The organism is Lysinibacillus sp. NPDC097287, from assembly GCF_044761695.1.
Taxonomy (GTDB): Bacteria; Bacillota; Bacilli; order Bacillales_A; family Planococcaceae; genus Lysinibacillus.
Genome location: NZ_JBIWCX010000001.1, coordinates 180,763 through 205,562 on the forward strand (window position 1 = coordinate 180,763; position 24,800 = coordinate 205,562).

Below are 24,800 nucleotides of genomic sequence, written 5' to 3' on the forward strand. Positions count from 1 at the left end.
TGCACAGTTTTTTCGATATTTAATTTAATTATCTTTTTTACAATATAAAGGTTACTAACCCTCTTTCACCCTCATTTACCATACGACCAATCGTTTGACGCATGCGTTTTTTAGCAGTATCTGGAACTGCATTCATTTTATAACGAATACCTTCTTTTATCACTTCATGTAACGGCGTACCAAAAAGTTGTGTTTGCCATAACGCATCACGGTCATGTAAATACGCATGATTTAAGTCTTTTAACAATTGCTGACTATGGAATTCCGATCCAATGAGCGGTGCGAATTCCGATTCCATATCTATGCGGATAATATGATAGGACGGTGCATTTGCCTTCATGCGCACCCCAAAGAAATTATTTTGTTTTATTAGTTCTGGTGCTGTAGGCTCAAACTCCTGTATCATCGGCAATGTAACACCATAGCCACCCTCTCTTGCATCATTAATCGCCTCTCTAAAGCGCAATTGGGCTTCTTTAGCTTCTGCAGCCTCCTTAATGAATAGAAGCCAGTCTCGCTTCGTTTCAATCGGCTCATCTAACCACTCATTACATACTGCCTTATAAAGATCACTTTGTAAGGCTACACGAATAACAGCTGTACCAATCCCAGAATCCACATTCACGACCTCACTAGAAGCAATGAAATCAATTTCCTTAAATGCATCTGATGCTTGTTGTACATCACGAATTTTCATGACCGAAGACAGTACATCTTCCATTGAATCAACTAGTGCTACATTTAACGGATGAGATGCATCTAATACATCTAACCAATCTGGCTTCTCTACTTCAATTGTTCGAATCGGAAATTCAAACAGTGCTTCTTGTAAAATGTACTGAATATCCGCTACGCGCATTTGATCAATCGCAACTGGAATAACAGGCACATTATAACGTTCGATTAATTCATTGCGAAGCTGTACTGTTTCTTCTCTCGCCGGCATTTGGCAATTTAAAACAATTACAAATGGTTTTCCAATTTCTTTTAATTGAGCCACAATTTCTTCTTCCGCTTTTTCTGCAGCTCTTCGCTGAATCCCATTTACTGTACCATCTGTAGTTACTACAATACCAATATTGGCATGATCACGGATGACTTTATCAGTACCAATTTTCGCCGCTTCTTGGAATGGAATCGGCTCAGTATGCCATGGTGTATGCACATATTTAGGACCATTTTCATCCTCATAGCCTTTCGTACCTTCGATAACATAGCCGACACAATCTGCAAGACGAATTTGGAACGTCATCTCATCGTCCCCAACAGCAATTCGAGTTGCTTGGGCAGGCACAAATTTCGGCTCAGCTGTCATAATAACTGGCCCCGGCGAACTTTGTGGCAGCTCGTCCTGTGCGCGCATTCTTTCCGTGTCATCCACAATATTCGGTAACACAACAGACTCCATTACTTTTTTTACAAATGTTGATTTCCCTACTCGTACTGGACCGACTACACCAATATAAACATCGCCATTTGTGCGCTCTGCAATCTCTCTAAATACCGCTTCACTCAAGGTTTCTGCCTCCTTTATCTACGCTTTTTCACTATATGCGAATGAAGTTGCAGATATGAAAAAAGCTCCTCACAAATGTGAGGAGCTTTTTTTATTTAGATTCATCAGCAGCTTCTTTGGCCGCTTCTTGTGCTGCTTTTTTAGCTGCTTCCTTTTTCTTTTCTGCTTCTGCCATATAGACATCCATCATATAAGTTGGTTCACCGTTTTCATCGACTGTATAAGGAACTGAGTATGCTGGCACAACTGGGTATTTATCGACAAGTAAGTGACGAATATCCTCGCCTGGCTTTACATCTGGTTTGTCTTCTTTTAACAGTTGATTTAAATCAATCGAATAGTCTACGTGCAATTCGCCATCACCCGTCATAACTATTGGTAATTCTGCTCCAGAATAAGGGCTTTTCACGGTTTTATCTGGTTTAAAGCCTAGTTTTTCAAAGTTAATTTGGTAGACAAAATCAGAAATCTCACCTATCGTTGGTAAAAAATTCATACCCATTTTACGAATATTAATCTCGCGTATACGCTCAGCTGCATTTAAATCAACTAGTTTTACTGCAGCAGTATTTTCAGGATCCCAAATAATATATTGGAAAATACCACCTTTTTCATAAGCATTTCCAGGAATTTGCGCAATATATTTTGGTATTAACTTTTCAAAGTCAATCAAGTATTTAATAAAAATATCCGTATCCATATCGCTCGTTTTAATCGGAACAAGTCCTCCCGTATCCTCACGGTATTCATTTACAGCACGTTGCACAGCTGCAAGTTGATCAACGTCTGGCATTTGTTGGACGATTTTTTCTTCTTCTGAAGATGCACAACCCACCATTAATATCGCTACGATCGCCATCAAAAGTAAAGCGCTAAATTTTTTCATGTTACTTACTCCCCTTCATTTTAAGCAGGCCATGTGGCAACAACGAGCACCATTAAAAATGTGCCAAGTCCAAACAGTATGTATGCAATTAAATTCACTATGGTACGAAGAAAGCCATTGGAAATTTTATGTCGACCTAAATAAATTAAACCGACAGATACAATCATAAAACCTATACAATAAAAAGAAACCCACATAATATCCAGCGCATGCATATGCGATAAAGGACCCATAATGGACAACCACCTTTCCCTATACTTCACATTTCAATTACGCTTCGGCGTAATTTCGTCCAACTAAATATCCGTCCAGATTTTTGAATAATTTAGCCACAATTGGCTCCATTCAAAATCTATGACATCCGCTGGAATCTATAACTTTATGTAATCAACGTATATTATACTATGCTAGACATAAAAAAGAACAGAAGGACCTTTTCAGAGCCTTCTGTTTGTGTCCATTTTACGGCGAAATAATTAAACTTGTTGATGCTAAAACATCTACAAGAGGCTATACACTCTTATTGCATCATTTCATCAATTTCTCGTTTTTTCACACGCATCATCAATGCATCGACAGCCTCTTTTGGCTCGACATCATTAAAGAGTACACCATATAGCGCTGTTGAAATCGGCATCGCCACATCATACTTTTCTGCTAATTGATAAGCGGCCTTCGTTGTACGTACACCTTCAACCACCATACCCATTTGCTCAAGTACTTCCTGTTGCTTCATACCTTTTCCAAGCATATTGCCAGCACGCCAGTTACGAGAATGCACACTTGTACACGTAACAATTAAATCACCCATGCCTGTTAAGCCCGAAAACGTAAACGGATTGCCGCCCATTTTCACGCCAAGACGGGTAATTTCAGCGAGTCCACGTGTAATAAGTGCCGCCTTCGCATTATCACCGTAATTTAAGCCATCAGTAATCCCGGCAGCTAGGGCAATAACATTTTTCAATGCGCCACCAATTTCAACACCAATGATGTCTTCATTGGTATACACACGGAAATATTGGCTCATAAATAAATCTTGCACTTTTTCAGCAGCCGCTAAATTCGCACAAGCAGCTGTAATCGTAGTAGGATGATGTTGCACGACTTCCTCTGCGTGACTAGGCCCTGATAAAACAACGATTTCTTCTACAAATTCTGCAGGTAAGCTTTCTGCTAAAATTTCAGATATACGTTTTAATGAATCAGGCTCAATTCCTTTTGATACATGGACAAACAACACTTTCTTATCAAGTGTTGCCACCATCTTTTCGCATACTTCACGAATTGCTTTTGTCGGAACAGCTACAACAATCGTTTCCGAATGTGCAACAGCTTCTGCAATATCACTTGTAGCGCGTAAATTTGTTGGTAATACTGTTTCAGGCAAATATGTTTTATTGGTATGCTTTTCATTAATTTCATCTGCTTGGTCGGCTCGATGTGTCCATACCAGTGTATCATGCCCATTCTCAGCGAGTACCATCGCTAATGCAGAGCCCCAAGAGCCTGCCCCTAACACACAAACACGTTCCATCAAAAATCCCCCTTTGTGGGTTACCTTCGTTTTTATAACGAGGAACTTATTTTATATAATTTTTCGAAAATTTTACTCAAAAGTACGTCACCCCATTATAATCGGGTTGACGTACTTCATTTGTAACTATGCTATTGATTAAGCACGCGCACGTGTAATTAAACGGATTGGCGTACCTTCAAAGTCAAATGTTTCACGAATACGGTTTTCTAAGAAACGTTCGTATGAGAAGTGCATAAGCTCTGTTTCATTTACAAATACAACAAATGTTGGCGGTTTGATTGCCACTTGTGTTGCATAGTATAGACGTAAACGGCGACCTTTATCTGTCGGTGCAGGATTACGCGCTACTGAATCTTCAATCACTTCATTTAAAATAGATGATTGAATACGCATTGCATGGTTTTCACTTACACGTTGGATAATCGGTAAAATTTGATGTACACGTTGTTTTGTATTCGCTGATACGAAAATAATTGGCGCGTAATCTAAGAATAAGAAATGCTCACGAATTTGCTGCGTGTAGAAATTCATTGTTTTTTCGTCTTTTTCAATAGTATCCCATTTGTTTACGACGATAACAATAGCTTTACCCGCTTCATGTGCATAACCTGCAATTTTTTTATCCTGTTCTTGAATACCTTCTTCAGCATTCAAAACAACTAAAACAACGTCTGAGCGTTCGATAGCACGTAAGGCACGTAACACTGAATATTTCTCAGTCGTTTCGTACACTTTCCCTTTCTTACGCATACCCGCTGTATCGATAATCACGTATTCTTGATCATCGTATACATAAGGTGTATCGATAGCATCACGAGTTGTCCCGGCAATATCACTCACGATAACACGGTCTTGGCCTAAGAAGGCATTTACTAATGATGATTTCCCTACATTTGGACGACCAATTAGTGAGAATTTAATAACATCATCACCATATTGTTCTTCGTCTTCTTGTGGGAAATGCTTCGCACATTCGTCTAGTAAATCCCCTAAACCTAAACCGTGAGAACCTGAAATCGGCCAAGGTTCACCAAAGCCAAGTGAGTAGAAATCATAAATCATTTCGCGCATGTCTGGGTTATCAACTTTGTTTACTGCTAAAACGACAGGCTTTTTAGTTTTGTATAAAATTTTTGCAACTTGTTCATCTGCAGCTGTTACCCCTTCACGACCATTCGTCATGAAAATAATTACATCCGCTTCTTCAATAGCGATCTCAGCTTGTTGACGAATTTGTTCTAAAAACGGCTCGTCTCCAATCTCAATACCGCCTGTATCAATAATATTAAAGTCATGTGTTAACCACTCTGCCGAACTATAAATACGGTCACGTGTTACCCCTGGAATATCTTCCACGATCGATACACGTTCACCTACGATACGATTAAAAATCGTCGACTTACCTACGTTCGGACGACCTACGATGGCTACTACTGGTTTCGTCATCTGTACTTCATCCTTCCAACTTCTTGTCTTTCGCTATTATACACGAAAAATGACATTATATCATAAGAAATAGCACTCATGCTTCCTGAATTAACAGTTTGCGCAAAAATAAGTCATGAATTCCTGCCAAAAATGAAGTAATAGCTGCTCATATCCTGAGGTTGATTTCCGTTCCGGCTGTGCGCTTTCCGGGGGCGTCTGATGAGCCGCTTTACTCGCAAGCTCGCTCCAGGGTCTCATCTAAGACGCTGATCCCCCAGGAGTCGCCCAGCCTCCACTCCAATCAACAATCATTATAGTATCAATACATTTCAAACCCAATACGATCCCGACTTTCGGTGACGAACCACAACATTCCATTATTCCACTTTTCTTCACCAAAATCTTATACCACAAAAAAGACGAGGATACATTACGCATCCCCGTCTCATCAAAATTAATTATTTATTAAAGTTTTTCAATTGATCGCCAATTACGTCACTGAACGAGAAGCCTGTTGTTTCTACAGGTAATTCATAATCAATGATTTCTTCAGCATCAGGATTTTCAAGTAATTCTTTAATGCTAAGTGCTAAACGACCTTCATCGGCATTAACTTCAAGCACCTTTACTTGTACCGCTTGACCTTCTTTTAGTACTTCATGTGGCGTGTTGATATGCTTATGTGCGATTTGTGAAATATGCACTAAGCCTTCCACACCTGGGAATACCTCTACAAATGCGCCAAATGATGTTAAACGCTTCACTTTACCGTCAAGCACAGCACCTTTTGCCGCACGCTCTTCGATATTTGCCCAAGGTCCAGGTAGTGTTTCTTTAATTGATAAAGAAATACGCTCATTTGCAGGATCAACAGAAAGAACTTTTACCTTTACATCTTGTCCAACTGCTAAAACCTCGCTTACATCACTTACATGCTCATGCGACACTTGTGAAATATGCACAAGTCCGTCGATGCCTCCAAGATCAATAAATGCACCAAATGCTGCAATACGCTGTACTTTGCCATCTAAAACATCGCCAGGATGAATCTGATTAATCACTTTTTTCTTTTGAGAGGCTTTTTCCTCTTCTACTACTGCACGATGAGATAAGATTAAGCGATTCTTCTCTTTATCTAACTCAACAATTTTAAAAGATAATGATTGACCTTTATAGCCTTCAAAATCATCTACAAAATAATCTTCTACTAAGGATGCTGGAACGAAGCCACGTACTCCTAAATCGACCACGAGTCCACCTTTTACAATATCCTTTACTTCTGCTTCAAATATTTCTTCCGCAGCAAATTGTTGTTCAAGTGTGTCCCATGCTTTTAAGGCATCTACTTTACGCTTTGATAATACATAGTTTTCTTCTTCAACTTTTGTAATCATCAATTCTAATTCATCCCCAACGGAGATTGCATCAGAAGCTTTTTCAATGTGTAGGCTAGATAACTCACTAATTGGTACAATTCCATCAAATGGAGCACCCGGAATTGAAACAGTTACTGCTTTTTCATCCACTTTCTCAGCAATACCTTTGACGATATCACCTTCTTGAAACGTTTTGTTTTCCGTATAGTTCATTTCTTCAGACATATGTAACCCTCCTTCGCATCTTCAATTTCTATTTTATTCGATATTGATGACAAAAACAAAAATTAATCCTTAAATTCTAAAAATTGTCTGTAATTTTAGCATTTAAGCCATTTTTTCTTCTGCTAATTTCAAAATGGCCTGAGCCGCTTCATCGATTGATAAATCAGTTGTGTCTAAGAATAATGCATCTTCTGCTTGAATCAGTGGTGATGCCTCACGTTCGCTGTCCATTTTGTCACGTAGCGCAATTTCTTCTTGTAATGTCTCAATAGAAGACGCAATGCCACGTTTTTCATTGTCGATGAATCGACGCTTTGCACGTTCTTCCACCGTTGCAGACATGAAAATTTTTAATTCTGCATCTTTTAACACATGTGTGGCAATATCACGACCATCCATGACTACGCTGCCATTTGCAGCTAACTTTTGCTGCTCTGCCACTAGTAGCTCACGTACTCTTGCATGTGCTGCTACCTGTGAAACGGATGAAGTTACTTCATTTGAACGAATTTCTGCAGACACATTTTCCCCATCTAAAAAGACAAGTTGTCCTTGCTCTGAGGGCTTCAAATCAATCGTACTCTCTGCTAACATTTCAGCTAATTTTGTTTCATCATCTAAATGTATGTTTTGTTTCAACGCTTTATACGTAACCGCACGATACATTGCACCTGTATCTATATAAGTGAAACCAAGTGTTTCTGCGACAATTTTTGCGATTGTACTCTTGCCAGCACCTGCTGGACCATCAATGGCAATTTGAATGTTTTTTTTCATACGATTCCCCACTTTCTATCATTGAATATTGTATCACAGAAATAACAAAAAGCCCTCTTTGAAAAGAGGGCTTTTTAGCGCTGTAAGATACTTTATAGCTTCATCCCAAAGTGCTGAAACTAGTCATAAAGGATTCAAGTCTTTTTTGCGATTTATTAGTTGACGTTCAAAACAGAAACGAACAATGTGTTGTTGATCAATATCATCTGTATCTGTTAAACGAATAGTTGCAATTTTCATGTTATCTCTTTCAAAAATTCTTACGATGGATGCATTTGTCACAACATAATTTATCTCTCCGTTAGAGAAAGGTAAAACAATTGTTAATTCAACATCATCTCCATCTTTGAACTTAACTGAGTCCTTTAAAATTAGCGCCAACCCTCCAGCACTAATATCTTCTGCTACAAATTGATATTTGTAATCACCAATTCGTAACGCAACATCGACAGGTGTTTCCACACGCACATATTCACGACGTTGAATTTTAATGAACTCCGAATCCTCCGGACATGACAACATGATCATTGGAATATTGCCACTCTTTCGTCCCATTACTTGTGTATTAAAAGCAAATGCTTGTTTATCCTCCGTTTGAAAGGTTGCTCTAAATTCTGTTCCATCTATAAGGAAGGCAGTTTTCTTCGTTACCTCATTTATTGGATAATCAATATAAATGATATTATCTTTTTGCTCAACCACTTTACAGCGAAATTTTTCAATTCGCTTACTATAAGTAGTCTCCAACTGTAATAATGTACCAATTTTAATATCCATGCGCATCTCCCCGAACGAAAAATATAATTTCATTATCGCATGAGATACAAATTTTTGCTATATTATCTGGAAGCTTTTCTGCTCCTTAAGATAAATATTCCACTTTTAGTACATTATGATTTTCAGCATCAATGACAACTCGGAAGGTTTCAGAAGTTTTTCCACCACGAACCGCAATCACTTGATAGCATAGTCTCTGATCAAATTGTCCATTATCCGTATAGATTTTTTTCACTTCTTCTACACGCACATCATCTTGGAAAAATGTGTTCCAATCGATTGGTTTTGCAGTTTGAGGTTTGATCGTTTCCGCTTGGATATATTCCATCGTATTTGCTCCAAGTAATTCGCCCGTGTCTTTTGCAATTTTCAGTTGCACACCATCCGCATAGATTAAAGCTTTGTCACTCGGATTGACACGTGCAAAGGTTACATGCCACGCTAAATGATTTTCACGTGACTCAACAAATGCCACATCAGTAATATCCAGTTTCTTTAAATGCTCTTCTGCTTTTTTGATAACTTGATCTTGTGAAAGTTTCGCCTCATCAACAGGTCGCTCTACTAAATAAGAAAGTAAATGTCCGCCTTTTTCAGTTAAATCAGCGTAACCAAGACGAATGCCTTGATGGAATTGAACATGATAAAATGGATACGGTGCACTGTCATTGCTTTTCGTCACCGTGAACGTAGCATCTTTAATCATTGGGAATAACGTCTTCACTTTTTCTAACGCTTCTTTTTCCGTAATAAGTGAATCTTGTAATGCTTCAAGCTCTACTTTTTTCTGCCAATCGGATTCGCTTAAAGTTAGTGGGAAATCACTTTCTCCGTAATCCTTCAAGCTCTTTTTCACATTATCAAATGAAGTATTTGGCTCCTTGCTAGCTACATGCTTCATCCACACATCTACTTTTCCATCTTGCTTATAAAAGTCTGTAGTTGCATTTGTCCACTCCTCTGACAGCGCTTGAAGGTTGGTGGATATTTTCGGCATTTTTTCTCGCCATGCTATATAATCCCCTGTTTTCGCAGTTTGCTTCGCTTCTTCACCGAGTCTACCTAAATAACCCAACCATTGACTCGCCATTTCTTCATCGATTGGAAGATTAGAAATCGATGAACGTACATCTGAACTTAGTCGCCAAATCGTATCGAGTTCGTTATGAACCGCTGTCTCATCTTGAAACAATAACGATTGTGACACAGCTCTTTGTAAATATGATAATTTTTCTGAGGCATCCGTTAATTTTTCCGTGTATTGTGCATGCACAGTACGCTCTAGATTTTCCTTGTCGTTGTGCAAAGTGATACTATATATCCCTAAACCGAGGACTGCTGCTGACAAAATAACGAGCATTGTTCTCATCTGATACCCTCCTATCTATGAGCAGAAAATATGCTCACCAATTTTTTTTATTTGTGGTCGTGACCAAATCCACTTACTTGTTGCTGTTTTTGGGTTAAAATAATAAATTGCATTTTCTGAAGGATCCCAGCCGTTCATTGCATCGATTACTGCCTCTTTTGCACGTTGATTTGGTTCTAACCAAATTTGTCCGTCAGCTACTGCAGTAAAAGCAAGTGGTTGGAAAATAACTTCTGAAACTGTATTCGGAAAATCAGGATGCTCGATACGATTTAAAATAACTGCTGCAACTGCAACTTGACCTTCATAAGGCTCTCCCCTTGCTTCACCATATACTGCATTGGCAAGAAGCTGTAAATCTCGTTCCGTATATTTCGGTGGAAGTTGTGTATTCTTACCACCACCGCTTCCGCCACCTTTATTATTGTTATTGTTATTGTTATTATTTTTATTATTATTGGCAGTATTACCACCACTCGGATTTTTCTGTACTTGTTGATCAAGTGGCTTTCCACCATAATAAGTGAACTTATTGCCCGCATTTAACTGCGCCTTCACCCATTTTTCATCATAATCTGATCTACCCGCTAAAGCTTTCTTTGTTTTCGCACCAGCTATACCGTCAACCGGAAGTCCAAATTTTTCTTGGAAGTTTCGTAATGCCCAATAAGTGTTATAGCCAAATTTGCCATCGATCTTACTTGTGTAAAAACCTAAGTATTGTAATCTAGATTGTAATTCAATGACATCATCTCCATATGCACCACGCGAAATTTGTTGCTCTGAAAAAGCAATGGCATCATTTTGTGGAATTGAGACGATACTAATTGCAAAAACCAAACTAAAAATCATGCTTAATAAGCGCACAACAATCACTCCTTTTTTAGATAGCTTGAAACAATTGAAGAAATTTATACGCTTTTTTTACATAAGAAAAAGAGATATCTCCATCTAGCTTAGAGATATCTCCTTCAATTCCATAAAGATAAAAGCGCAGAAACCTTTTTTGATTTCTACGCTTTTATATTTTCTTATGCATATGCAAATGCTGTACAAGATGATAATGTGCCAACTTTACTTTTCGCAAGCCAAACCACCATAAAAACATCATAAAAGGTACCATTAAATATACCCAATGCCCTTTAAATGATAATATTGTATTATATAAAATATGCAAAATTACTGGGGCACACAATGCCATCGCAATCATTTCTTTCGTTTTTGCGAGCTTCGAAAACTTCGCCTTTCCGAAATAATAACCCATCACGACACCAAATAAGGCATGACTAGACACAGGTAATAATGCACGCATAAATGCCGTATCTAAACCGAACGACAGTAAATACAACACATTCTCAACCGTTGCAAAACCCAGCGAAACACTCGCACCATATAAAAGGCCGTCATATGGATCATCGAACTCCATATGGTTGTAAATGGCAATTAATAAGATAAAAAATTTAAAAAATTCTTCAATAGTACTCGTAAAGAGGACATTTTGTAAAAAAGCATTTGGAAAAACCCCTTCTTCTGTCAGCACATACTGCAAGAACATAATAGGGAAAGTTAAAAATGCACCATATAAAAACGTATGGACTAATGTTCTTCTTGGCTCCGTTGCCATTTGATTGCGCAAATAGAAATAACTAAATAGCGCTAGACCGGGAGCAATGGCAGCTGATAAAAGGATGATCATGTTGCCGGCCCCTTTCAACAATAGACTGCAAATATTATACCATGTTAAGACCCGAAAAATTTGAAAAGGAGTATATAATTTATGAAAAAAACAATTTTACTAATCCATACAGGTGGTACGATTTCTATGGCGATGAGCGAAGAAGGTGCTGTGTTGCCCAATAAAGAAAATCCTCTAATGAAAGAAAGTAATGCCCTTGAATCAATTGCCAAAATTATAGAAATAGAGGCTTTCAATCTTCCCTCACCACATATTACGCCGAACGAAATGCTAATATTGCGTAATTTAATTTTAGAAAAAGTATCGACTGAACAGATTGATGGTGTTGTCATCACGCACGGTACTGATACATTAGAAGAAACGGCGTATTTTTTAGAGCTCACAACAAATTTACATATACCAATTGTCTTAACCGGTGCCATGCGCTCTTCCAATGAATTAGGTGCCGATGGTGTCTACAATTTGGTAGAAGCTGTACGTGTCGCTGTAGATGATGAAGCTTGTGGAAAAGGTGTACTTGTTGTGATGAATGATGAAGTTCATCTTGCTGTAAATACAACAAAAACAAGCACCAGCTCAGTAAACACTTTCCAATCTCCACAATATGGACCTGTTGGGCTTATTACAAAATCACGTATTTTATTCCATCATGGTCCACTGCGTCGTCAATATGTAGAGTTACAAGATTTATCAAAACGTGTAGCTATGCTTAAAATATATGCTGGGATGGAAGAGGATTTACTAGATGTCGTTCTTGCCTGTCACTATGATGGTGTCGTTTTAGAAGGACTTGGACAAGGCAATGTGCCCCCTGCTGTCGTCAAAGGCATTGAAACCTTGCTTGAACGTGACATTCCCGTCGTACTTGTATCTCGCTGTTTTAACGGTATTGCAGAAGGTGTATATGGTTATGTTGGCGGTGGTAAAATGCTTGAAGATCTTGGTGCACTTTTTGCCACAGGCATAAACGGTCAAAAAGCTCGTTTGAAATTATTAATAGGTCTCAATCAGTTAGACAAAACGATTGATTTAAAAGAATTCTTTTCTTAATTACTATAAGGGGATGTCCAATAAATCTCTTTAAGCAGAACAACTGGCTTTCTATATGGTGAAAATCCGCTTTGCTTTCCGCGGGCACAGCGTTAGTCGCAACCCTCGCTACGCGCGGTTTGTTGCGTCTTACGTCTTGTGCTGTTCCCGCAGGAGTCTACGCGGATTTTCACCTGTATATCAATAAATAGATACCCTCAGCAAACTATTTTACTTTTAAGATAGCCCTTTTCTATATTTCCACTATTTGTTCGTAATAAAAAGTAATCTCTTTAAGTTGCATAAGCGCCGCTTCAAAATCAGGCTGAATAACAGCTATCTGCACAAAATTTTTCTGACGTAGATAAAGGCTATCCCCATGTAAATACAGGCCATTAAGCTTTAAATCCATACAAAGCCCTTGAAATGCTCTCGGTAACTTTAATGTGATAATCATTGGATACCGTGGAGTTTGTAATTTATATTTTCCTACAATAGGTAATCGTTGTAGTGCTTGAAAACGCTCCTGTAATAGTTCGAATCTTTCAGGATACGCTTGTAGAGCTTTTTCTACATTGGCCACTAGAGCTGATGGGATCGTGAATGGGACATGCTCACGTTGATAATTTGCTAAGTTAACGTAAACTGGTAATGTCGAAGGTTCAGCTAATCCTTGTGAAAAGACAAACGCTAGACCACTCATTGCACCAATTGCCTTCCCACTTACAGCCGTCGCTAAATAAAAGTCCTCTAGAGAAAATGGCATCGCACCGAATGTGCTAATACAGTCAGCACATAGCTTCACATCAAATTCTTTTGTAAGATTTACAAGCATCTCCATGTCATTGCATGTACCCGTCGATGTTTCCCCGTGTACAAACAATAACCAACTGTATCCACCCGTTTCTAAGCGTTCCTCAATTATTTTCGGATCAAATGGATCACCCCAAGAATTTTGAATCGTATCAAAGGCTAAAGACCATTGTTTAGACTGCTCAATTAATCGTTCACCAAACTCACCATTGGATAAAATAAGGCCGCGTCCTAGATTTTGACCTTTTAGCTGCCCAAGTAACACATCATTGGCAAGTGTTCCTGTCCCAACTAAAGTGGCTACGTAGTTTGCCTGTGAAATTTGCAAAAGGCCTTTTCGCATTCGCTGAAATAGCGCCTGAAACGTAAGCGAACGATGTGAAATATCTGAATGTGTAATATCCCCTAGTTGTTTCACTGGTCCTGGATAAAACGTAGAGCTACCTTTTGTTAATCGTTGTTGCAAAGAACGTTCAAACTGCTGTCTAGTTAGTACCATTGGCAAAAACTTAGCTTCTTCCGCCCCGACTGCTGGTGCAAATTGTGTAAAACCCATTTGCTTATACATTTTTTCCTCAAGAGTCGTACCAGAAATGACCGCTGCAGAGTAACCCTTTTCATATGCAAAACTATATAGAGCTTGGGCTAACTTCAGGAATACTCGCCCTGTCCGATATTTCTTATTTACTGCTAGTAAGCGTATTTCACACAGTTTTTCACAAATATCTTCCTCCAAATAGTTCTCGACCGCCCCGATTTTCTCATCAATCGAAAAAGGACGCTGATCGCGAAATGCCAACATACCAACTAATTCAGTCTTTTTGTAAACGACTAAATATGTATTCTCTGTATGAAAACGGTCAATTTTTCGTTTCGATTCATTTGGTTCATGCTGCGGTATTTCCTCTACAAAAGTAGCATAATTCAACTTTGCAATAGCATCAAATTCAGCTTGTGTTTGTGCAATTTTACACCAATACATCCACTCACTTCTTTCTATCTAAAGATTCTTGAATATTTGATTTATGTTTGATAAGCATCAATATTATTGCCAAGAGCATCAGTATATATGTCTGTAACTGCCCTGAAATGATAATAGCACTTGCATAGAAGACAAAACCACCTAGCATCCCAAGTGTTAAACTTCTTGTGACAAGAGCTGTTAAGACCGTACCAATGACCATAAACAAAAATAACTCTGGCGATAACACGAGCCCCACACCAACAAAGGTCGCTACACCTTTACCACCATTAAATTTAAGCCAAATCGGAAATAAATGCCCAACAATAACAAAGAATGCCCCACCTACAATTACCCATTCCTCAAGATGTAAGTAACGACCTAACACGACAATCAATACACCTTTTAATAAATCCCCCAATAACGTCCATGTAAAGGCAGCCTTACCAATGACACTCCCCGCATTTCTCGCTCCTAAGTTTTTACTTCGTTCCTCCTGCAAATTAACGTTATATACTTTTCCAACGAAATAAGCTGTCATAAAGTTGCCGATACTATAGCTCAATAACCAGTACAGCCAAATCATCCTTCAATCCCCCTTTGTGCACGGTATACTACTCTATCCGTCAAGTTTGTGTATTTATCCGTCGCTTTATGATGTTTATCCGTCACTTTCCCGTTTCTATCCGTATAAAAAAGCTGTATCAGCAGCTAGTGCTCATACAGCCGGTATTCTTATTTTCTTTCTGCAATTGCTTTCGCAATACTATCACCGTGGAATCGGCCATTTTCAATAAAAATTTCATTCGCATTATTCCCTGCCGCAATTACCCCAGCAATGAATAATCCTTTCACATTCGTTTCCATTGTTTCCGGCTCGCAGTACGGGCGCCCTGATTCCTCATCAATCGTCACACCCATCGCACGAATAAAGGCATGGTCTGGATGATAACCAGTCATCGCAAAGACGAAGTCATTTTTCAGTACTTCTTCACGACCTTCTATATCAAGTACAACCTCATGTTCACGAATTTCTTTGACATTCGTATTGAAATGCATCGTCACTTCTCCGCTACGTACGACACCTTCAAACTCTGGTAATACCCACGGTTTAATGCTTGGCGAATACTCACTACCACGGTATACCACCGTTACACGTGCGCCTGCTTTGTTCAGCTCAAGCGCTGCATCAACTGCAGAATTTTTCCCACCGATTACTAATACATCCGTATCAAAAAATTCGTGCGCTTCTTTAAAGTAGTGATGCACTTTTGGTAATTTTTCGCCTGGTAAGTTCAAATAATTCGGATGATCGTAGTAGCCTGTCGCAATCACGACATAAGGTGTTTCGTACACATCTTTACTTGTCGTTACCGTAAAAGTTTCGCCACTTTTCACGACACTACTTACCTCTTCAAAACGATTTACTTGAATATTTTTCAGACGCACCACTTCACGATAGTAAACAAGTGCCTGATTACGTTTTGGCTTACGTTCTTCAATGATAAACGGTACGTCACCGATTGCTAAACGTTCACTCGTACTAAAAAATGTTTGATGTGTTGGATAATGATAAATGGCATTTACTATATTTCCTTTTTCAATAACAATTGGATTTAAGCCAATGTTTTGCAAAGATATTGCTGCCGCTAACCCACATGGGCCTCCGCCTACAATAATTGCATCTACTTGTTGCATTATTTGACACTCCTTTTAATTCTAAAGAAAGACTATAGCTACCATTATACGCCCTTTATACAGTTATGGTTGTTTATTTACCCGCTATTTCAATGTCAATAATATGACATTGCGGCTTCGCACCTAAACGTAAAGGTAATAACGTTGTGCCATAACCATTACTAACTAGCGTCATGACGCCTTCACGTTCCCTATAAGAACCGTTTGGATGGACACCGTAAGGACCGACACGAATTTGACCGCCATGTAGATGCCCACCAATCATTAAATCAGCTCTAAATTTAGCGCGTACACGAGTAAAAACACCCGGATTATGTGATATAAAAACGACAAGATCTTCTTCATCAATTTTTTCAAAAGCGGCCTCAAAGCTGTACTTTCTTGTCGACGTATCTTCAATAGCACTTAACCAAAAGCGATTTTTCTTGTTTGATAGTAATACCGCATCATTCGCTAATATATGCACCCCATGCTCAAGCATTATACCTTGAAGTCTTTCTTCCCCAACTTCTCGATCATTATTGCCCCATACAAAATAAGTGGGTCCAAGTGATGTTAATAACTCTAAATTTTCATGAATGCGTTCGATGGGTGTTCTTCTATCAGCAAAATCACCGCCAATAATTACTGCATCAAAAGATCCCTCTAACCCATTAATCATATCACGATTGATTTTACGCAAATGCGTATCAGAAATAAAAAACACACGAATTTTTTCTTGTTCACCAACCAATTTCAATTGGTGATTCAGCACATTATTTTCGTGTGCCACTTTCCACATATAGAGTAGGAATGCCATTGCAATTACTAGAAATACCCCAACATAAATCATTCCCGTACTCCTCCTTAACGAAAGCAAAAAGACGATACATTCCCATGAAGTATCGTCTCTTTGCTAAATTAGACATACGATTCAATATTTCTTGGTGTTGACGTATGTCGATTATTTTATACTAGAAAAACTTCATTTCAAATCAATGAAATTCGTAATACTTATGGTAATTTAATCACTTGCCCAACCTGAACGATATCCGAAGACATACCATTTGCCGCACGAATTTTTGCTAATGTTGCTTCACTGCCATCACCATAATGATTTAGGGCGATACGGTATAAGTTATCCTTATCTTTTACAGTATATGTTTTAACTTTCGCGGCAGCTTCTTCTTTAGCTTTACGTTCCTCTTCTGCTTTTCTCGCTTCTTCAGCTCTCTTGGCAGCAGCTGCTTCCTCTGCCTTTTTAGCGTCTGCTACCTTCTTCGCTTCCTGTGCAGCTAATAATTCAGCATCTTTTTTAGATTGTTCTTGTGCTTGTTTGTCGTCTTTGTCCGCTATATCTGCTTTATCTTCTTTATCTTCAGATTCTATTGTTACTTTATCACCAGAATTATCGCCGGGTTTTGCAACTTCAACAGGTGAACCAGATGAATCTTTCTCCGCTTCCTCGATTGTTTTTCCAGGCTCATAGAACGCCAAGAAATAAATTAATATCGATGATGGAATTAATATGAAAATAATAAATAGAATCGTCATTAGTGGTGTTGTACGTTTCGTATTCTTTGGTTTCTTTAAATTGCCGCCATTTCGTTTCACACGTGAAGCTCTAGACAATGTTGTCTGATCTGTTTCTTCTTCAAATGACTGACGATGTTCTTCAATTTTATCACGATAGTCTTCTTTACTCATTCGCCTTACCCTCCAACTTTACTTCCATTCTTTCATATTATTATGACGAACTTTGCGAAAAAAGTAAATGACTGTAGTTAATTGTCTACAAACCTACTAGTAAGTGTTTCAACCGACTCTCCCACGATACCATTTCTATTTTCTGCTCTACTTCAGTTCGTTCTTTAATAATTTCATCGTAATCTATGCCACAATTTTCACAACAATTTTCTGGATTCTCTCGTAAATTTTGACCGAAATATCCAACCAATTGTCGACGCATACACTCCTTAGTCTCTGCAATTTTTTGCATTTCATAGATAGACTGATATTTTTCGAGTGCTAGGTTATTTAAGCGTATTTTTACCTGTTCAACAGACTCCTCTTTCATCCAATAATCAAGAACGCGGAAAGCTGTCTCACCAACTTCTCCGTTTTTCAGCATTTGTGATGGATGTTCATTTTGCATCAATAGTTCTTGATAACGGTCAACATGAATGGTTGCTGGTAAATCCCCTGTTGACACAAATTTAGCCAGGTCCTCATCTCCGTCGCTATAAAGTAACGTCGCGAGTGCAGGTTTACCATCACGCCCCGCACGTCCAATTTCCTGCATATAATTCGCTACCGTTGAAGGCATCGATTCATGAATGACCTGACGAATATCTGCCTTATTTATGCCCATACCAAAGGCATTGGTCGCCACTATCCAATCGAGCTCTCCATCAATAAATTGCTGCTGAATAAACTGCCGATCCTCTGTGCCAAATCCTGCATGATAAGCCGCCGCTCGAATACCTGCTTGTTTTAATGTTTCACTATACTGCTCAGCTCGTTTTCTTGAAGACATATATAAAATGCCAGGTCCAGCCGTTTTTTGTATATGATGCATAATCCAATTCGCCTTATCTGCTTTATCTTCAAATGTTACACGGCCCAAATGGATATTTGGTCGATCCACATCATAAATAAATTCAAATGGTGCGTGTAAAGATAACGTTGCACGAATATCCGTTAATACCTTGTCAGTCGCAGTCGCCGATAAAGCCAGTACTGGTGGACGCTTATTCTGCATAAACCACTCGCCAATTCGCAAATAATCCGGTCGAAAATCAAAGCCCCATTGTGAAATACAATGCGCTTCATCCACTACAACTAAGCTAAGCTCCATTCGCGTAAGTTTCTCTTGTACCTGGTGTTGTAACAGCATCTCTGGGGAAGTGAAAATAAAACGATACTGCTCTAAAAAATGAAGGGCATACCGTTTTTCTTCCGTTGATAGAAAAGAATTTAATGCGACAACTCGTTTTTCCCCTAATCGCTTCAATTGCTCAACCTGATCTTGCATTAAAGAAAGTAAAGGCGACACAACAATGACAGGTTTTGAAAACATATAGCCGGGTAACTGATAACAAAGTGATTTCCCCATCCCAGTTGGCAATAGGGCAATCACATCTTTTCCTTCGATTACAGCTTCGATTACTTCCTTTTGCCCCGGACGAAACGAAGTGTAGCCAAAATACTTTGCTAAAGTTTGTTCTAATTGCATATGCTACACCTCCCCCTTCGCAAGAATTAATCGCAGTTGGAAGTAACTCATACCTTCAACGGCTTCATGTAATGATTTTAATTTTTTTGTTTGTAACTGCTTCGAAGCTTGCCAAACTTTTTCTGCATCTATATAAGAGACGAATGGACCGATAGAAAAGTTCGGTTCATTCATAGCAATTTCTACAAAATGATCTTCTATAGTGCTTTGTTTTAAACGTCTCATTTGTACAATTTGCTCAAGCGAATAACCTTGTTCATATAAATGTGCGGTTTGCTGCGCTGAATCTGTTAGCAACGCCTTTACACGCAAGCCCTCCGCGATTTTGCTCAACAGTGGATAAGAGTTTGTAGCATGCACTTCATTTAGTAATGTATGTAATACTTCAATAAATGCTAATTGACTGTCTAGCACTGTTTCCTTTCGCTCGCTGGCAAGCTGTTGCCACGTCCACCCTGGTATGCCATGTCCATTCAAGCGGTATAATACAAGTTGCTTGTTGGCATTAGATACTTGAATAATAGCAAATACTCGCTCGCACTCATTCAATAATTGTTGCTGTACCTGCCCTGATTGGTAAGAATGGTCGAGTAAAAACGTACGAACCCACGCTTGGACATGCGGGTCTTTACTAATTGGTGAAAATGAACGAATGCCAGCGTTTTGATAGGATAAGCTCTGTACAATTAACGATAATCTCGCAAAAAACATATGCTCATTCCCTCGGTAATGCCAGCCGTCAAATAAAAAGTCAGGCGTTTGTTCTGCTCGCTGTAAACCAAGCTTTTTCATAGCATAGCGACCAGATTCTTGCATATCTAACCAACTATATTGCATAAATGTAGCTACTTCAGCATCAAATGTAGCACGTGGTAATTTTGGCAATAAACCGAAAAATGCATGTAGCTGAAACAGCCCAACATCTTGAATCGTCTGGCCTGAACGCTTTCCCCGTAGTAAATGATATGCAGCGGAAACGGTACGTTCATTATTCAGTTTCTGAAAAATTTGCAATAGTATTTGCTGAAACATTGACGCAAATTCCTCCAATTTAATAGTATTATGTTGAAAAGTGAGTTAAACATCTTTAGAATGAGTATGAAGCTTTCGTAGGAACATCTTAAAAGGAGAGAAAGAAATGGCTAAATACACAATTGTCGATAAAGATACATGTATCGCTTGTGGCGCATGCGGAGCAGCGGCACCAGACATTTATGATTATGATGATGAAGGAATTGCCTTCGTTATTTTAGATGATAACATGGGGACTACTGAAGTTCCAGAAGATCTATTAGAAGACATGCAAGACGCTTTCGAAGGTTGCCCAACTGATTCTATCAAAGTGGCAGACGAAACTTTCGATGGTGACTCATTAAAGTTCGAGTAGTCTTTACACAGTGACACATACATTTAGCAAGGCATCCTTTCCTAAGGATGCCTTCTTAATTAGCAATTTTTACATATAGCATTTAATTAAGATTTATATTCCTTTTGTTCTAGAGATATAGAATTACATAGGAGGATTTATTCTGTTCAATCAATTAGAAATAGATCATAGCTTATACATTATTCAGCAAGATTATATAGATCAATTTAAACAACTTGCTACAAACTGGAAAACTGTTTTACATGATGTAGATGCAACATGTTTAAATAAAATAGATACATGGGCTGTTGTGTTAAATAACTGGCTTCTTATAAAATCCCATCAGAATAACCTTATCCTTAGCCCTTCAAAAGCCATTCATTATTCAATCAATACTTTTTTAACGGAAGAACTTGAAAAGTTTCATGTTTTTCGAAAAATTATCGAGATGAATGACGATGATTTATTTTATATTACAGCATTCCAATTTAGTAAATCCGTCAACCTTTGGATATTCAATTTATTGAATACCGACGACACGTTCGATATTTTACATCGTAATTTCGAACAAGAATACTTTCTTACGCACAGCAGTAAAAACTTCACAACTAGCGATGCAATCTTTCATTTGGATCAAACACGTGTGATAAAAAAAATTGCACAAGCCATTCGTTCCAAAAACGGTTTTAGGGTAACAGTGAATGCCGCATTTTATCAAGCATTAGACATTTATAATATACATTCAAACAAAAAATAAGAAGATTCACATTTAAAATGAAGTAACTTATGGGTGAGGTTGAGCGAGCCACTGCCATGTTTGAGCGACTCCAGACGAAACTTGATCGATATTTGCATATCCTACTTCATAATTAAATTTTCAAAAAGACGAGCCATTTGTGCATCGTCTTTTTTATGTTGTTATTGCATCCATAATTTATATATGATAAGATTTTAGTAGTTGGTACTAATAACAGATATCATTTCAAAAGGGGATTATATAAATGATGGATAATCTATTACAATTAAAAGATAAAAATATCGTCGTGATGGGCGTTGCGAATGACAGAAGTATTGCTTGGGGGATCGCTAAACGTCTATTTGATGTTGGGGCGAATGTAATCTTCACCTACCGTCAAGAACGCTCACTAAAAAAATTACAAAAGCAACTTGAAAACTACGGACAACAAGGTACACTTATCGTACAATGCGACGTGAACAGTGATGAGAGTACAAAAGCAGCTTTCGATGAAATTGGGGCAAAAGTTGGCGTTATTCACGGTATTGTGCACTCAGTTGCATTTGCTAATGCAGAAGATTTACACAACCGATTTTTAGAAACTACCCGTGACGGTTATGCATTTGCACAGGATACAAGTGCGTACTCACTTATTTCAACTGCAAAAGCCGCACATCCTTATATGACAGAAGGCGGATCTATTGTCACAATGAGTTATTTAGGTGCTGAGCGTGTACTTGATGGCTACAACGTCATGGGTGTCGCAAAAGCAGCATTAGAAGCTTCAATGCGTTACCTTGCTGCAGATATAGGCAAAGATAATATCCGAGTTAATGCCATTTCAGCTGGTGCAATTCGTACACTTGCAGCAAAAGGTGTACCTTCATTCAATACGATCTTACACAAAATCGAAGAAACAGCACCGTTAAAACGCAATGTTCAACAAGATGAAGTTGCAGATATGACAATGGTAATGCTTTCTCACCTATCACGTGGTGTCACTGGTGAAACGATTTACATCGACGCTGGTTACAATATTATGGGTTAAAAAAGAAGTGAGCGACATTCACATGTCACTCACTTCTTTTATTAATGGATTTTTCGCTACAACGCCCCTTAATACAAATGTTAGGGTACATGCTACGAGTAAACAAACGGTAATCATTGAGATGACGCCCATCCAGCCGTACTGCATCCAGAATACGCCCCCTACTGTTCCCCCAACACTCGAACCAAAATAATAGAAGAACAAATATAATGATGACGCTTGCGCTTTAGCATGTGTGGCACGTTTACTCACCCACCCACTCGCAATCGAATGCGCTGCAAAAAAGCCAAATGTAAATACCGTAATACCCAAAATTTTCATAATCAATAAGCCGTTTATAGTTAGAATGGCACCCGATAGCATGATAGCAATGGCAATTATCAGCATTCTCTGCCTACCATATTTATCAGCCAAACTACCAAACCAAGCCGAGCTAAACGTGCCAACTAAATAGATGACAAAAATCCATCCAACAATTGCTGCACTCAAATTGTAAGGCGGTGCCATTAGTTTAAAGCCTATGTAGTTATACAATGTGACAAAACTACCCATTAAGACAAAGCTTATGCCAAATAGACATAGCATGGATGGGTCTTTTAAATGTTGAATAAGCGATTTTGTTAATGCTTTAAATTGTAAAGGTCGTGGCGTGAAATGTTTAGATTTCGGTAGCATCATAACAAACATGACGCTAATAATGATACTTAAAAGACCAAGAACAATCATCCCAACTTTCCAGCTATACAAATCTGTAAATGTACCGATAATGACGCGACCACTCAGTCCCCCTACTGAGTTACCACTTATGTATAAACCCATTGCAACGCCTAAGCTTGGCGGGTCAATTTCTTCACCTAAATACGCCATGGCGATTGCAGGTAAACCAGCAAAGACGACTCCCTGAATCACTCGTAACCCAAGAATCGTTTCAAAGTTTGGTGAAAATGCAAGTGCTAGCGTAATAACAGATGCCGCAAATATGGAAATAGTCATTAACGGCTTTCTCCCCCAAGATTCCGATAATGAGCCCACAATAATCATACTCACCGCTAGTGCAAATGTCGTCACCGATAAAGATAAACTAGCAACTGCAGGCGATACGTTAAACTCCTCTGAAAATGTCGGCAATAGTGGCTGCGACACATACAAATTCGCAAAAGTAATAAACCCCGCTAAAAATAATGCCCAATTCGCTTTATTAAACTCTTTTGTCCCCTTTTTTATATAGCCCATTTCTTATTCTCCCCATAAATTTTCGCCTTCGTTACATTCTCCAAAATACTTTTATCCTCGAAATATTCTCCCTCCCCGAACCTATTTTCTTTGTTTTATCTCTTCATCTATTAAAAAATCTATGGTTATACTATTATTCTAATACAACTTTAATTGAATTACACCTAAAATTGTCAAAAAATAGACAAATTTCAGCGAATTTAAACTTATGCCGAACATACCATTATAAAATCACCTTGTTAGAGTTGTCCTAAATCATTGGTAATTTGCACATTTATAAGAACGATATCAAACCATAAGGCCATTAGCATTCTTTTAGTCTATATAAAAAGAATAGAACAACCGTCGTGCCTGAAATTGAACGTGTATCCTCCTAGTTGATAGATTTATATCATAATGATTGATATTACATAGTAAAATGAATTACAATAGATAAATATCCTTTTTATGGCAAAGTGATACACCCGTTAATTTCAACCTCGTTTTATGGTGACTAACCTAGTATTTTAATGAAAAGGGGCAGATGAGATGCAAATATTAATTGATGACAAATTATCCTTACGCGCTGTGACAGTAGAAGATGCGCAAAGTGTTTTTGCTCTAACAGACACATCTAGAAGCACATTACGTGAGTGGCTCCCATGGCTGGACATGACTACAAAAGAAGAGCATACCCGTAGTTTTATTGAAAGCAATATCGCAGGATTCAAAGAAAATAAATGCCTTTCAACTGTCATTTTATTCGACGGAAAAATCGTCGGTATCGCCGGATTCAATAACATAAACCATGCCAACGAAACAGTCTATATCGGTTACTGGTTAAGTAAAGAAGCTCATGGACATGGCATTATGACAAGGGCCACGCAAGCTTTATGTCAGTATGCATTTGAAGAACTTCAATTCAATAAAGTTGAAATTCGCGCAGCGGTTGACAATACAAAAAGTCGTGCCATTCCTGAGCGTCTAGGCTTCGTAAATGAAGGTACAATCCGATCAGCAGAATGGCTATATGACCACTTTGTCGATCATGTTGTATACGGTATGCTTGCAAACGAATGGACGAAAACCCCATAGTAAATAGCTACCTAAACGTTAATGGTTAGGTAGCTATT

Annotated in this window: 24 protein-coding genes; 5 read left to right on the top strand and 19 right to left on the bottom strand. The window is 38.4% G+C overall.

Translation table 11 applies throughout. The annotated features are described in order from the left end of the window. Positions 1–37 precede the first annotated feature (37 nt). The 11 genes from spoIVA to prsW form a co-directional block, all read right to left on the bottom strand. Positions 38–1,516 carry a stage IV sporulation protein A gene (spoIVA, locus tag ACIQ2D_RS00810; protein ID WP_402857938.1) on the bottom strand — a complete coding sequence of 493 codons (1,479 nt, stop codon included), beginning with the start codon at positions 1,514–1,516 and terminating at the stop codon, positions 38–40. 91 nt (positions 1,517–1,607) lie between these two features. Beyond that, positions 1,608–2,402: a hypothetical protein gene (locus ACIQ2D_RS00815; RefSeq protein WP_402857941.1), complete on the bottom strand. Its 795-nt coding sequence runs from the start codon at positions 2,400–2,402 to the stop codon at positions 1,608–1,610. Positions 2,403–2,422: 20 nt separating this feature from the next. Next, the gene (locus tag ACIQ2D_RS00820) at positions 2,423–2,635 is read right to left on the bottom strand and encodes a DUF2768 domain-containing protein (protein ID WP_402857944.1); all 213 of its coding nucleotides are present in this window, start codon (positions 2,633–2,635) and stop codon (positions 2,423–2,425) included. Positions 2,636–2,922: 287 nt separating this feature from the next. Next, entirely contained in the window at positions 2,923–3,939 is a 1,017-nt protein-coding gene (locus ACIQ2D_RS00825) for an NAD(P)H-dependent glycerol-3-phosphate dehydrogenase (RefSeq protein WP_402857947.1), read from the bottom strand. A 138-nt stretch (positions 3,940–4,077) separates the two neighbouring features. Then, entirely contained in the window at positions 4,078–5,388 is a 1,311-nt protein-coding gene (der, locus tag ACIQ2D_RS00830; RefSeq protein WP_402857950.1) for a ribosome biogenesis GTPase Der, read from the bottom strand. 440 nt (positions 5,389–5,828) lie between these two features. Further along, the gene (gene rpsA, locus ACIQ2D_RS00835) at positions 5,829–6,971 is read right to left on the bottom strand and encodes a 30S ribosomal protein S1 (RefSeq protein WP_402857952.1); all 1,143 of its coding nucleotides are present in this window, start codon (positions 6,969–6,971) and stop codon (positions 5,829–5,831) included. Between the two features lie 102 nt (positions 6,972–7,073). Then, complete coding sequence (gene cmk, locus ACIQ2D_RS00840) at positions 7,074–7,748, bottom strand: (d)CMP kinase (protein ID WP_402857955.1); 675 nt, start codon at positions 7,746–7,748, stop codon at positions 7,074–7,076. Positions 7,749–7,871: 123 nt separating this feature from the next. Next, on the bottom strand, positions 7,872–8,525 hold the full coding sequence (locus ACIQ2D_RS00845; RefSeq protein WP_402857958.1) for a flagellar brake protein: 654 nt from the start codon (positions 8,523–8,525) through the stop codon (positions 7,872–7,874). A gap of 85 nt (positions 8,526–8,610) precedes the next feature. Continuing rightward, a complete protein-coding gene (locus ACIQ2D_RS00850; protein ID WP_402857961.1) occupies positions 8,611–9,894 on the bottom strand; it encodes a PepSY1/2 domain-containing protein in 1,284 nt (427 codons plus the stop codon). Between the two features lie 15 nt (positions 9,895–9,909). Then, positions 9,910–10,761 (bottom strand): spore cortex-lytic enzyme, encoded by an 852-nt coding sequence (gene sleB, locus ACIQ2D_RS00855; protein WP_402857964.1) that lies wholly within the window; start codon positions 10,759–10,761, stop codon positions 9,910–9,912. 154 nt (positions 10,762–10,915) lie between these two features. Then, on the bottom strand, positions 10,916–11,590 hold the full coding sequence (prsW, locus tag ACIQ2D_RS00860; RefSeq protein WP_402857967.1) for a glutamic-type intramembrane protease PrsW: 675 nt from the start codon (positions 11,588–11,590) through the stop codon (positions 10,916–10,918). Between the two features lie 81 nt (positions 11,591–11,671). On the opposite strand from prsW, the gene ACIQ2D_RS00865 reads away from it, so the two are divergent. Further along, entirely contained in the window at positions 11,672–12,640 is a 969-nt protein-coding gene (locus ACIQ2D_RS00865; protein ID WP_402857970.1) for an asparaginase, read from the top strand. Between the two features lie 232 nt (positions 12,641–12,872). On the opposite strand, the gene ACIQ2D_RS00870 is transcribed toward ACIQ2D_RS00865, so the two are convergent. From ACIQ2D_RS00870 to ACIQ2D_RS00900, 7 genes are all read right to left on the bottom strand, one after another. Further along, positions 12,873–14,414: a GNAT family N-acetyltransferase gene (locus ACIQ2D_RS00870; protein WP_402857973.1), complete on the bottom strand. Its 1,542-nt coding sequence runs from the start codon at positions 14,412–14,414 to the stop codon at positions 12,873–12,875. A 4-nt stretch (positions 14,415–14,418) separates the two neighbouring features. Further along, positions 14,419–14,979: a glycerol-3-phosphate acyltransferase gene (locus tag ACIQ2D_RS00875; RefSeq protein WP_402857976.1), complete on the bottom strand. Its 561-nt coding sequence runs from the start codon at positions 14,977–14,979 to the stop codon at positions 14,419–14,421. Between the two features lie 149 nt (positions 14,980–15,128). Then, positions 15,129–16,091, bottom strand: a complete 963-nt coding sequence (locus ACIQ2D_RS00880) for a YpdA family putative bacillithiol disulfide reductase (RefSeq protein WP_402857979.1) — start codon at positions 16,089–16,091, stop codon at positions 15,129–15,131. A 73-nt stretch (positions 16,092–16,164) separates the two neighbouring features. After that, the gene (locus ACIQ2D_RS00885) at positions 16,165–16,923 is read right to left on the bottom strand and encodes a metallophosphoesterase (RefSeq protein WP_402857982.1); all 759 of its coding nucleotides are present in this window, start codon (positions 16,921–16,923) and stop codon (positions 16,165–16,167) included. 161 nt (positions 16,924–17,084) lie between these two features. After that, positions 17,085–17,777 carry a LysM peptidoglycan-binding domain-containing protein gene (locus ACIQ2D_RS00890; RefSeq protein WP_402857985.1) on the bottom strand — a complete coding sequence of 231 codons (693 nt, stop codon included), beginning with the start codon at positions 17,775–17,777 and terminating at the stop codon, positions 17,085–17,087. Between the two features lie 85 nt (positions 17,778–17,862). Next, positions 17,863–19,305 carry a RecQ family ATP-dependent DNA helicase gene (locus tag ACIQ2D_RS00895; RefSeq protein WP_402857988.1) on the bottom strand — a complete coding sequence of 481 codons (1,443 nt, stop codon included), beginning with the start codon at positions 19,303–19,305 and terminating at the stop codon, positions 17,863–17,865. A 3-nt stretch (positions 19,306–19,308) separates the two neighbouring features. Then, complete coding sequence (locus tag ACIQ2D_RS00900) at positions 19,309–20,337, bottom strand: YpbB family protein (protein ID WP_402857991.1); 1,029 nt, start codon at positions 20,335–20,337, stop codon at positions 19,309–19,311. 106 nt (positions 20,338–20,443) lie between these two features. Here ACIQ2D_RS00900 and ACIQ2D_RS00905 point away from each other — a divergent pair, with 106 nt between their 5' ends. The 3 genes from ACIQ2D_RS00905 (at position 20,444) to ACIQ2D_RS00915 (ending at position 22,455) form a co-directional block, all read left to right on the top strand. After that, positions 20,444–20,692, top strand: coding sequence for a ferredoxin (locus tag ACIQ2D_RS00905; protein WP_053584054.1), 249 nt, complete (start codon positions 20,444–20,446; stop codon positions 20,690–20,692). 289 nt (positions 20,693–20,981) lie between these two features. After that, entirely contained in the window at positions 20,982–21,428 is a 447-nt protein-coding gene (locus ACIQ2D_RS00910) for a hypothetical protein (protein ID WP_402857994.1), read from the top strand. Positions 21,429–21,672: 244 nt separating this feature from the next. Beyond that, positions 21,673–22,455 (top strand): enoyl-ACP reductase FabI, encoded by a 783-nt coding sequence (locus ACIQ2D_RS00915; RefSeq protein WP_402857997.1) that lies wholly within the window; start codon positions 21,673–21,675, stop codon positions 22,453–22,455. 18 nt (positions 22,456–22,473) lie between these two features. Here the strand turns inward: ACIQ2D_RS00915 and ACIQ2D_RS00920 are convergent, their stop codons facing one another. After that, positions 22,474–23,688, bottom strand: coding sequence for an MFS transporter (locus ACIQ2D_RS00920; protein WP_402858000.1), 1,215 nt, complete (start codon positions 23,686–23,688; stop codon positions 22,474–22,476). Between the two features lie 528 nt (positions 23,689–24,216). Between ACIQ2D_RS00920 and ACIQ2D_RS00925 the strand changes: the two genes are divergently transcribed. Beyond that, positions 24,217–24,762, top strand: coding sequence for a GNAT family N-acetyltransferase (locus ACIQ2D_RS00925; protein ID WP_402858003.1), 546 nt, complete (start codon positions 24,217–24,219; stop codon positions 24,760–24,762). Positions 24,763–24,800: the final 38 nt, after the last annotated feature.

Excerpts from the sequence above, each read along its gene's own strand:
- ACIQ2D_RS00815 (WP_402857941.1), bottom strand. The coding sequence starts at position 2,402 with ATGAAAAAATTTAGCGCTTTACTTTTGATGGCGATCGTAGCGATATTA.
- ACIQ2D_RS00820 (WP_402857944.1), bottom strand. The coding sequence starts at position 2,635 with ATGGGTCCTTTATCGCATATGCATGCGCTGGATATTATGTGGGTTTCT.
- ACIQ2D_RS00825 (WP_402857947.1), bottom strand. The coding sequence starts at position 3,939 with ATGGAACGTGTTTGTGTGTTAGGGGCAGGCTCTTGGGGCTCTGCATTA.
- der (WP_402857950.1), bottom strand. The coding sequence starts at position 5,388 with ATGACGAAACCAGTAGTAGCCATCGTAGGTCGTCCGAACGTAGGTAAG.
- rpsA (WP_402857952.1), bottom strand. The coding sequence starts at position 6,971 with ATGTCTGAAGAAATGAACTATACGGAAAACAAAACGTTTCAAGAAGGT.
- cmk (WP_402857955.1), bottom strand. The coding sequence starts at position 7,748 with ATGAAAAAAAACATTCAAATTGCCATTGATGGTCCAGCAGGTGCTGGC.
- ACIQ2D_RS00845 (WP_402857958.1), bottom strand. The coding sequence starts at position 8,525 with ATGGATATTAAAATTGGTACATTATTACAGTTGGAGACTACTTATAGT.
- ACIQ2D_RS00850 (WP_402857961.1), bottom strand. The coding sequence starts at position 9,894 with ATGAGAACAATGCTCGTTATTTTGTCAGCAGCAGTCCTCGGTTTAGGG.
- prsW (WP_402857967.1), bottom strand. The coding sequence starts at position 11,590 with ATGATCATCCTTTTATCAGCTGCCATTGCTCCCGGTCTAGCGCTATTT.
- ACIQ2D_RS00865 (WP_402857970.1), top strand. The coding sequence starts at position 11,672 with ATGAAAAAAACAATTTTACTAATCCATACAGGTGGTACGATTTCTATG.
- ACIQ2D_RS00870 (WP_402857973.1), bottom strand. The coding sequence starts at position 14,414 with ATGTATTGGTGTAAAATTGCACAAACACAAGCTGAATTTGATGCTATT.
- ACIQ2D_RS00875 (WP_402857976.1), bottom strand. The coding sequence starts at position 14,979 with ATGATTTGGCTGTACTGGTTATTGAGCTATAGTATCGGCAACTTTATG.
- ACIQ2D_RS00880 (WP_402857979.1), bottom strand. The coding sequence starts at position 16,091 with ATGCAACAAGTAGATGCAATTATTGTAGGCGGAGGCCCATGTGGGTTA.
- ACIQ2D_RS00885 (WP_402857982.1), bottom strand. The coding sequence starts at position 16,923 with ATGATTTATGTTGGGGTATTTCTAGTAATTGCAATGGCATTCCTACTC.
- ACIQ2D_RS00890 (WP_402857985.1), bottom strand. The coding sequence starts at position 17,777 with ATGAGTAAAGAAGACTATCGTGATAAAATTGAAGAACATCGTCAGTCA.
- ACIQ2D_RS00895 (WP_402857988.1), bottom strand. The coding sequence starts at position 19,305 with ATGCAATTAGAACAAACTTTAGCAAAGTATTTTGGCTACACTTCGTTT.
- ACIQ2D_RS00900 (WP_402857991.1), bottom strand. The coding sequence starts at position 20,337 with ATGTTTCAGCAAATACTATTGCAAATTTTTCAGAAACTGAATAATGAA.
- ACIQ2D_RS00905 (WP_053584054.1), top strand. The coding sequence starts at position 20,444 with ATGGCTAAATACACAATTGTCGATAAAGATACATGTATCGCTTGTGGC.
- ACIQ2D_RS00915 (WP_402857997.1), top strand. The coding sequence starts at position 21,673 with ATGATGGATAATCTATTACAATTAAAAGATAAAAATATCGTCGTGATG.
- ACIQ2D_RS00920 (WP_402858000.1), bottom strand. The coding sequence starts at position 23,688 with ATGGGCTATATAAAAAAGGGGACAAAAGAGTTTAATAAAGCGAATTGG.
- ACIQ2D_RS00925 (WP_402858003.1), top strand. The coding sequence starts at position 24,217 with ATGCAAATATTAATTGATGACAAATTATCCTTACGCGCTGTGACAGTA.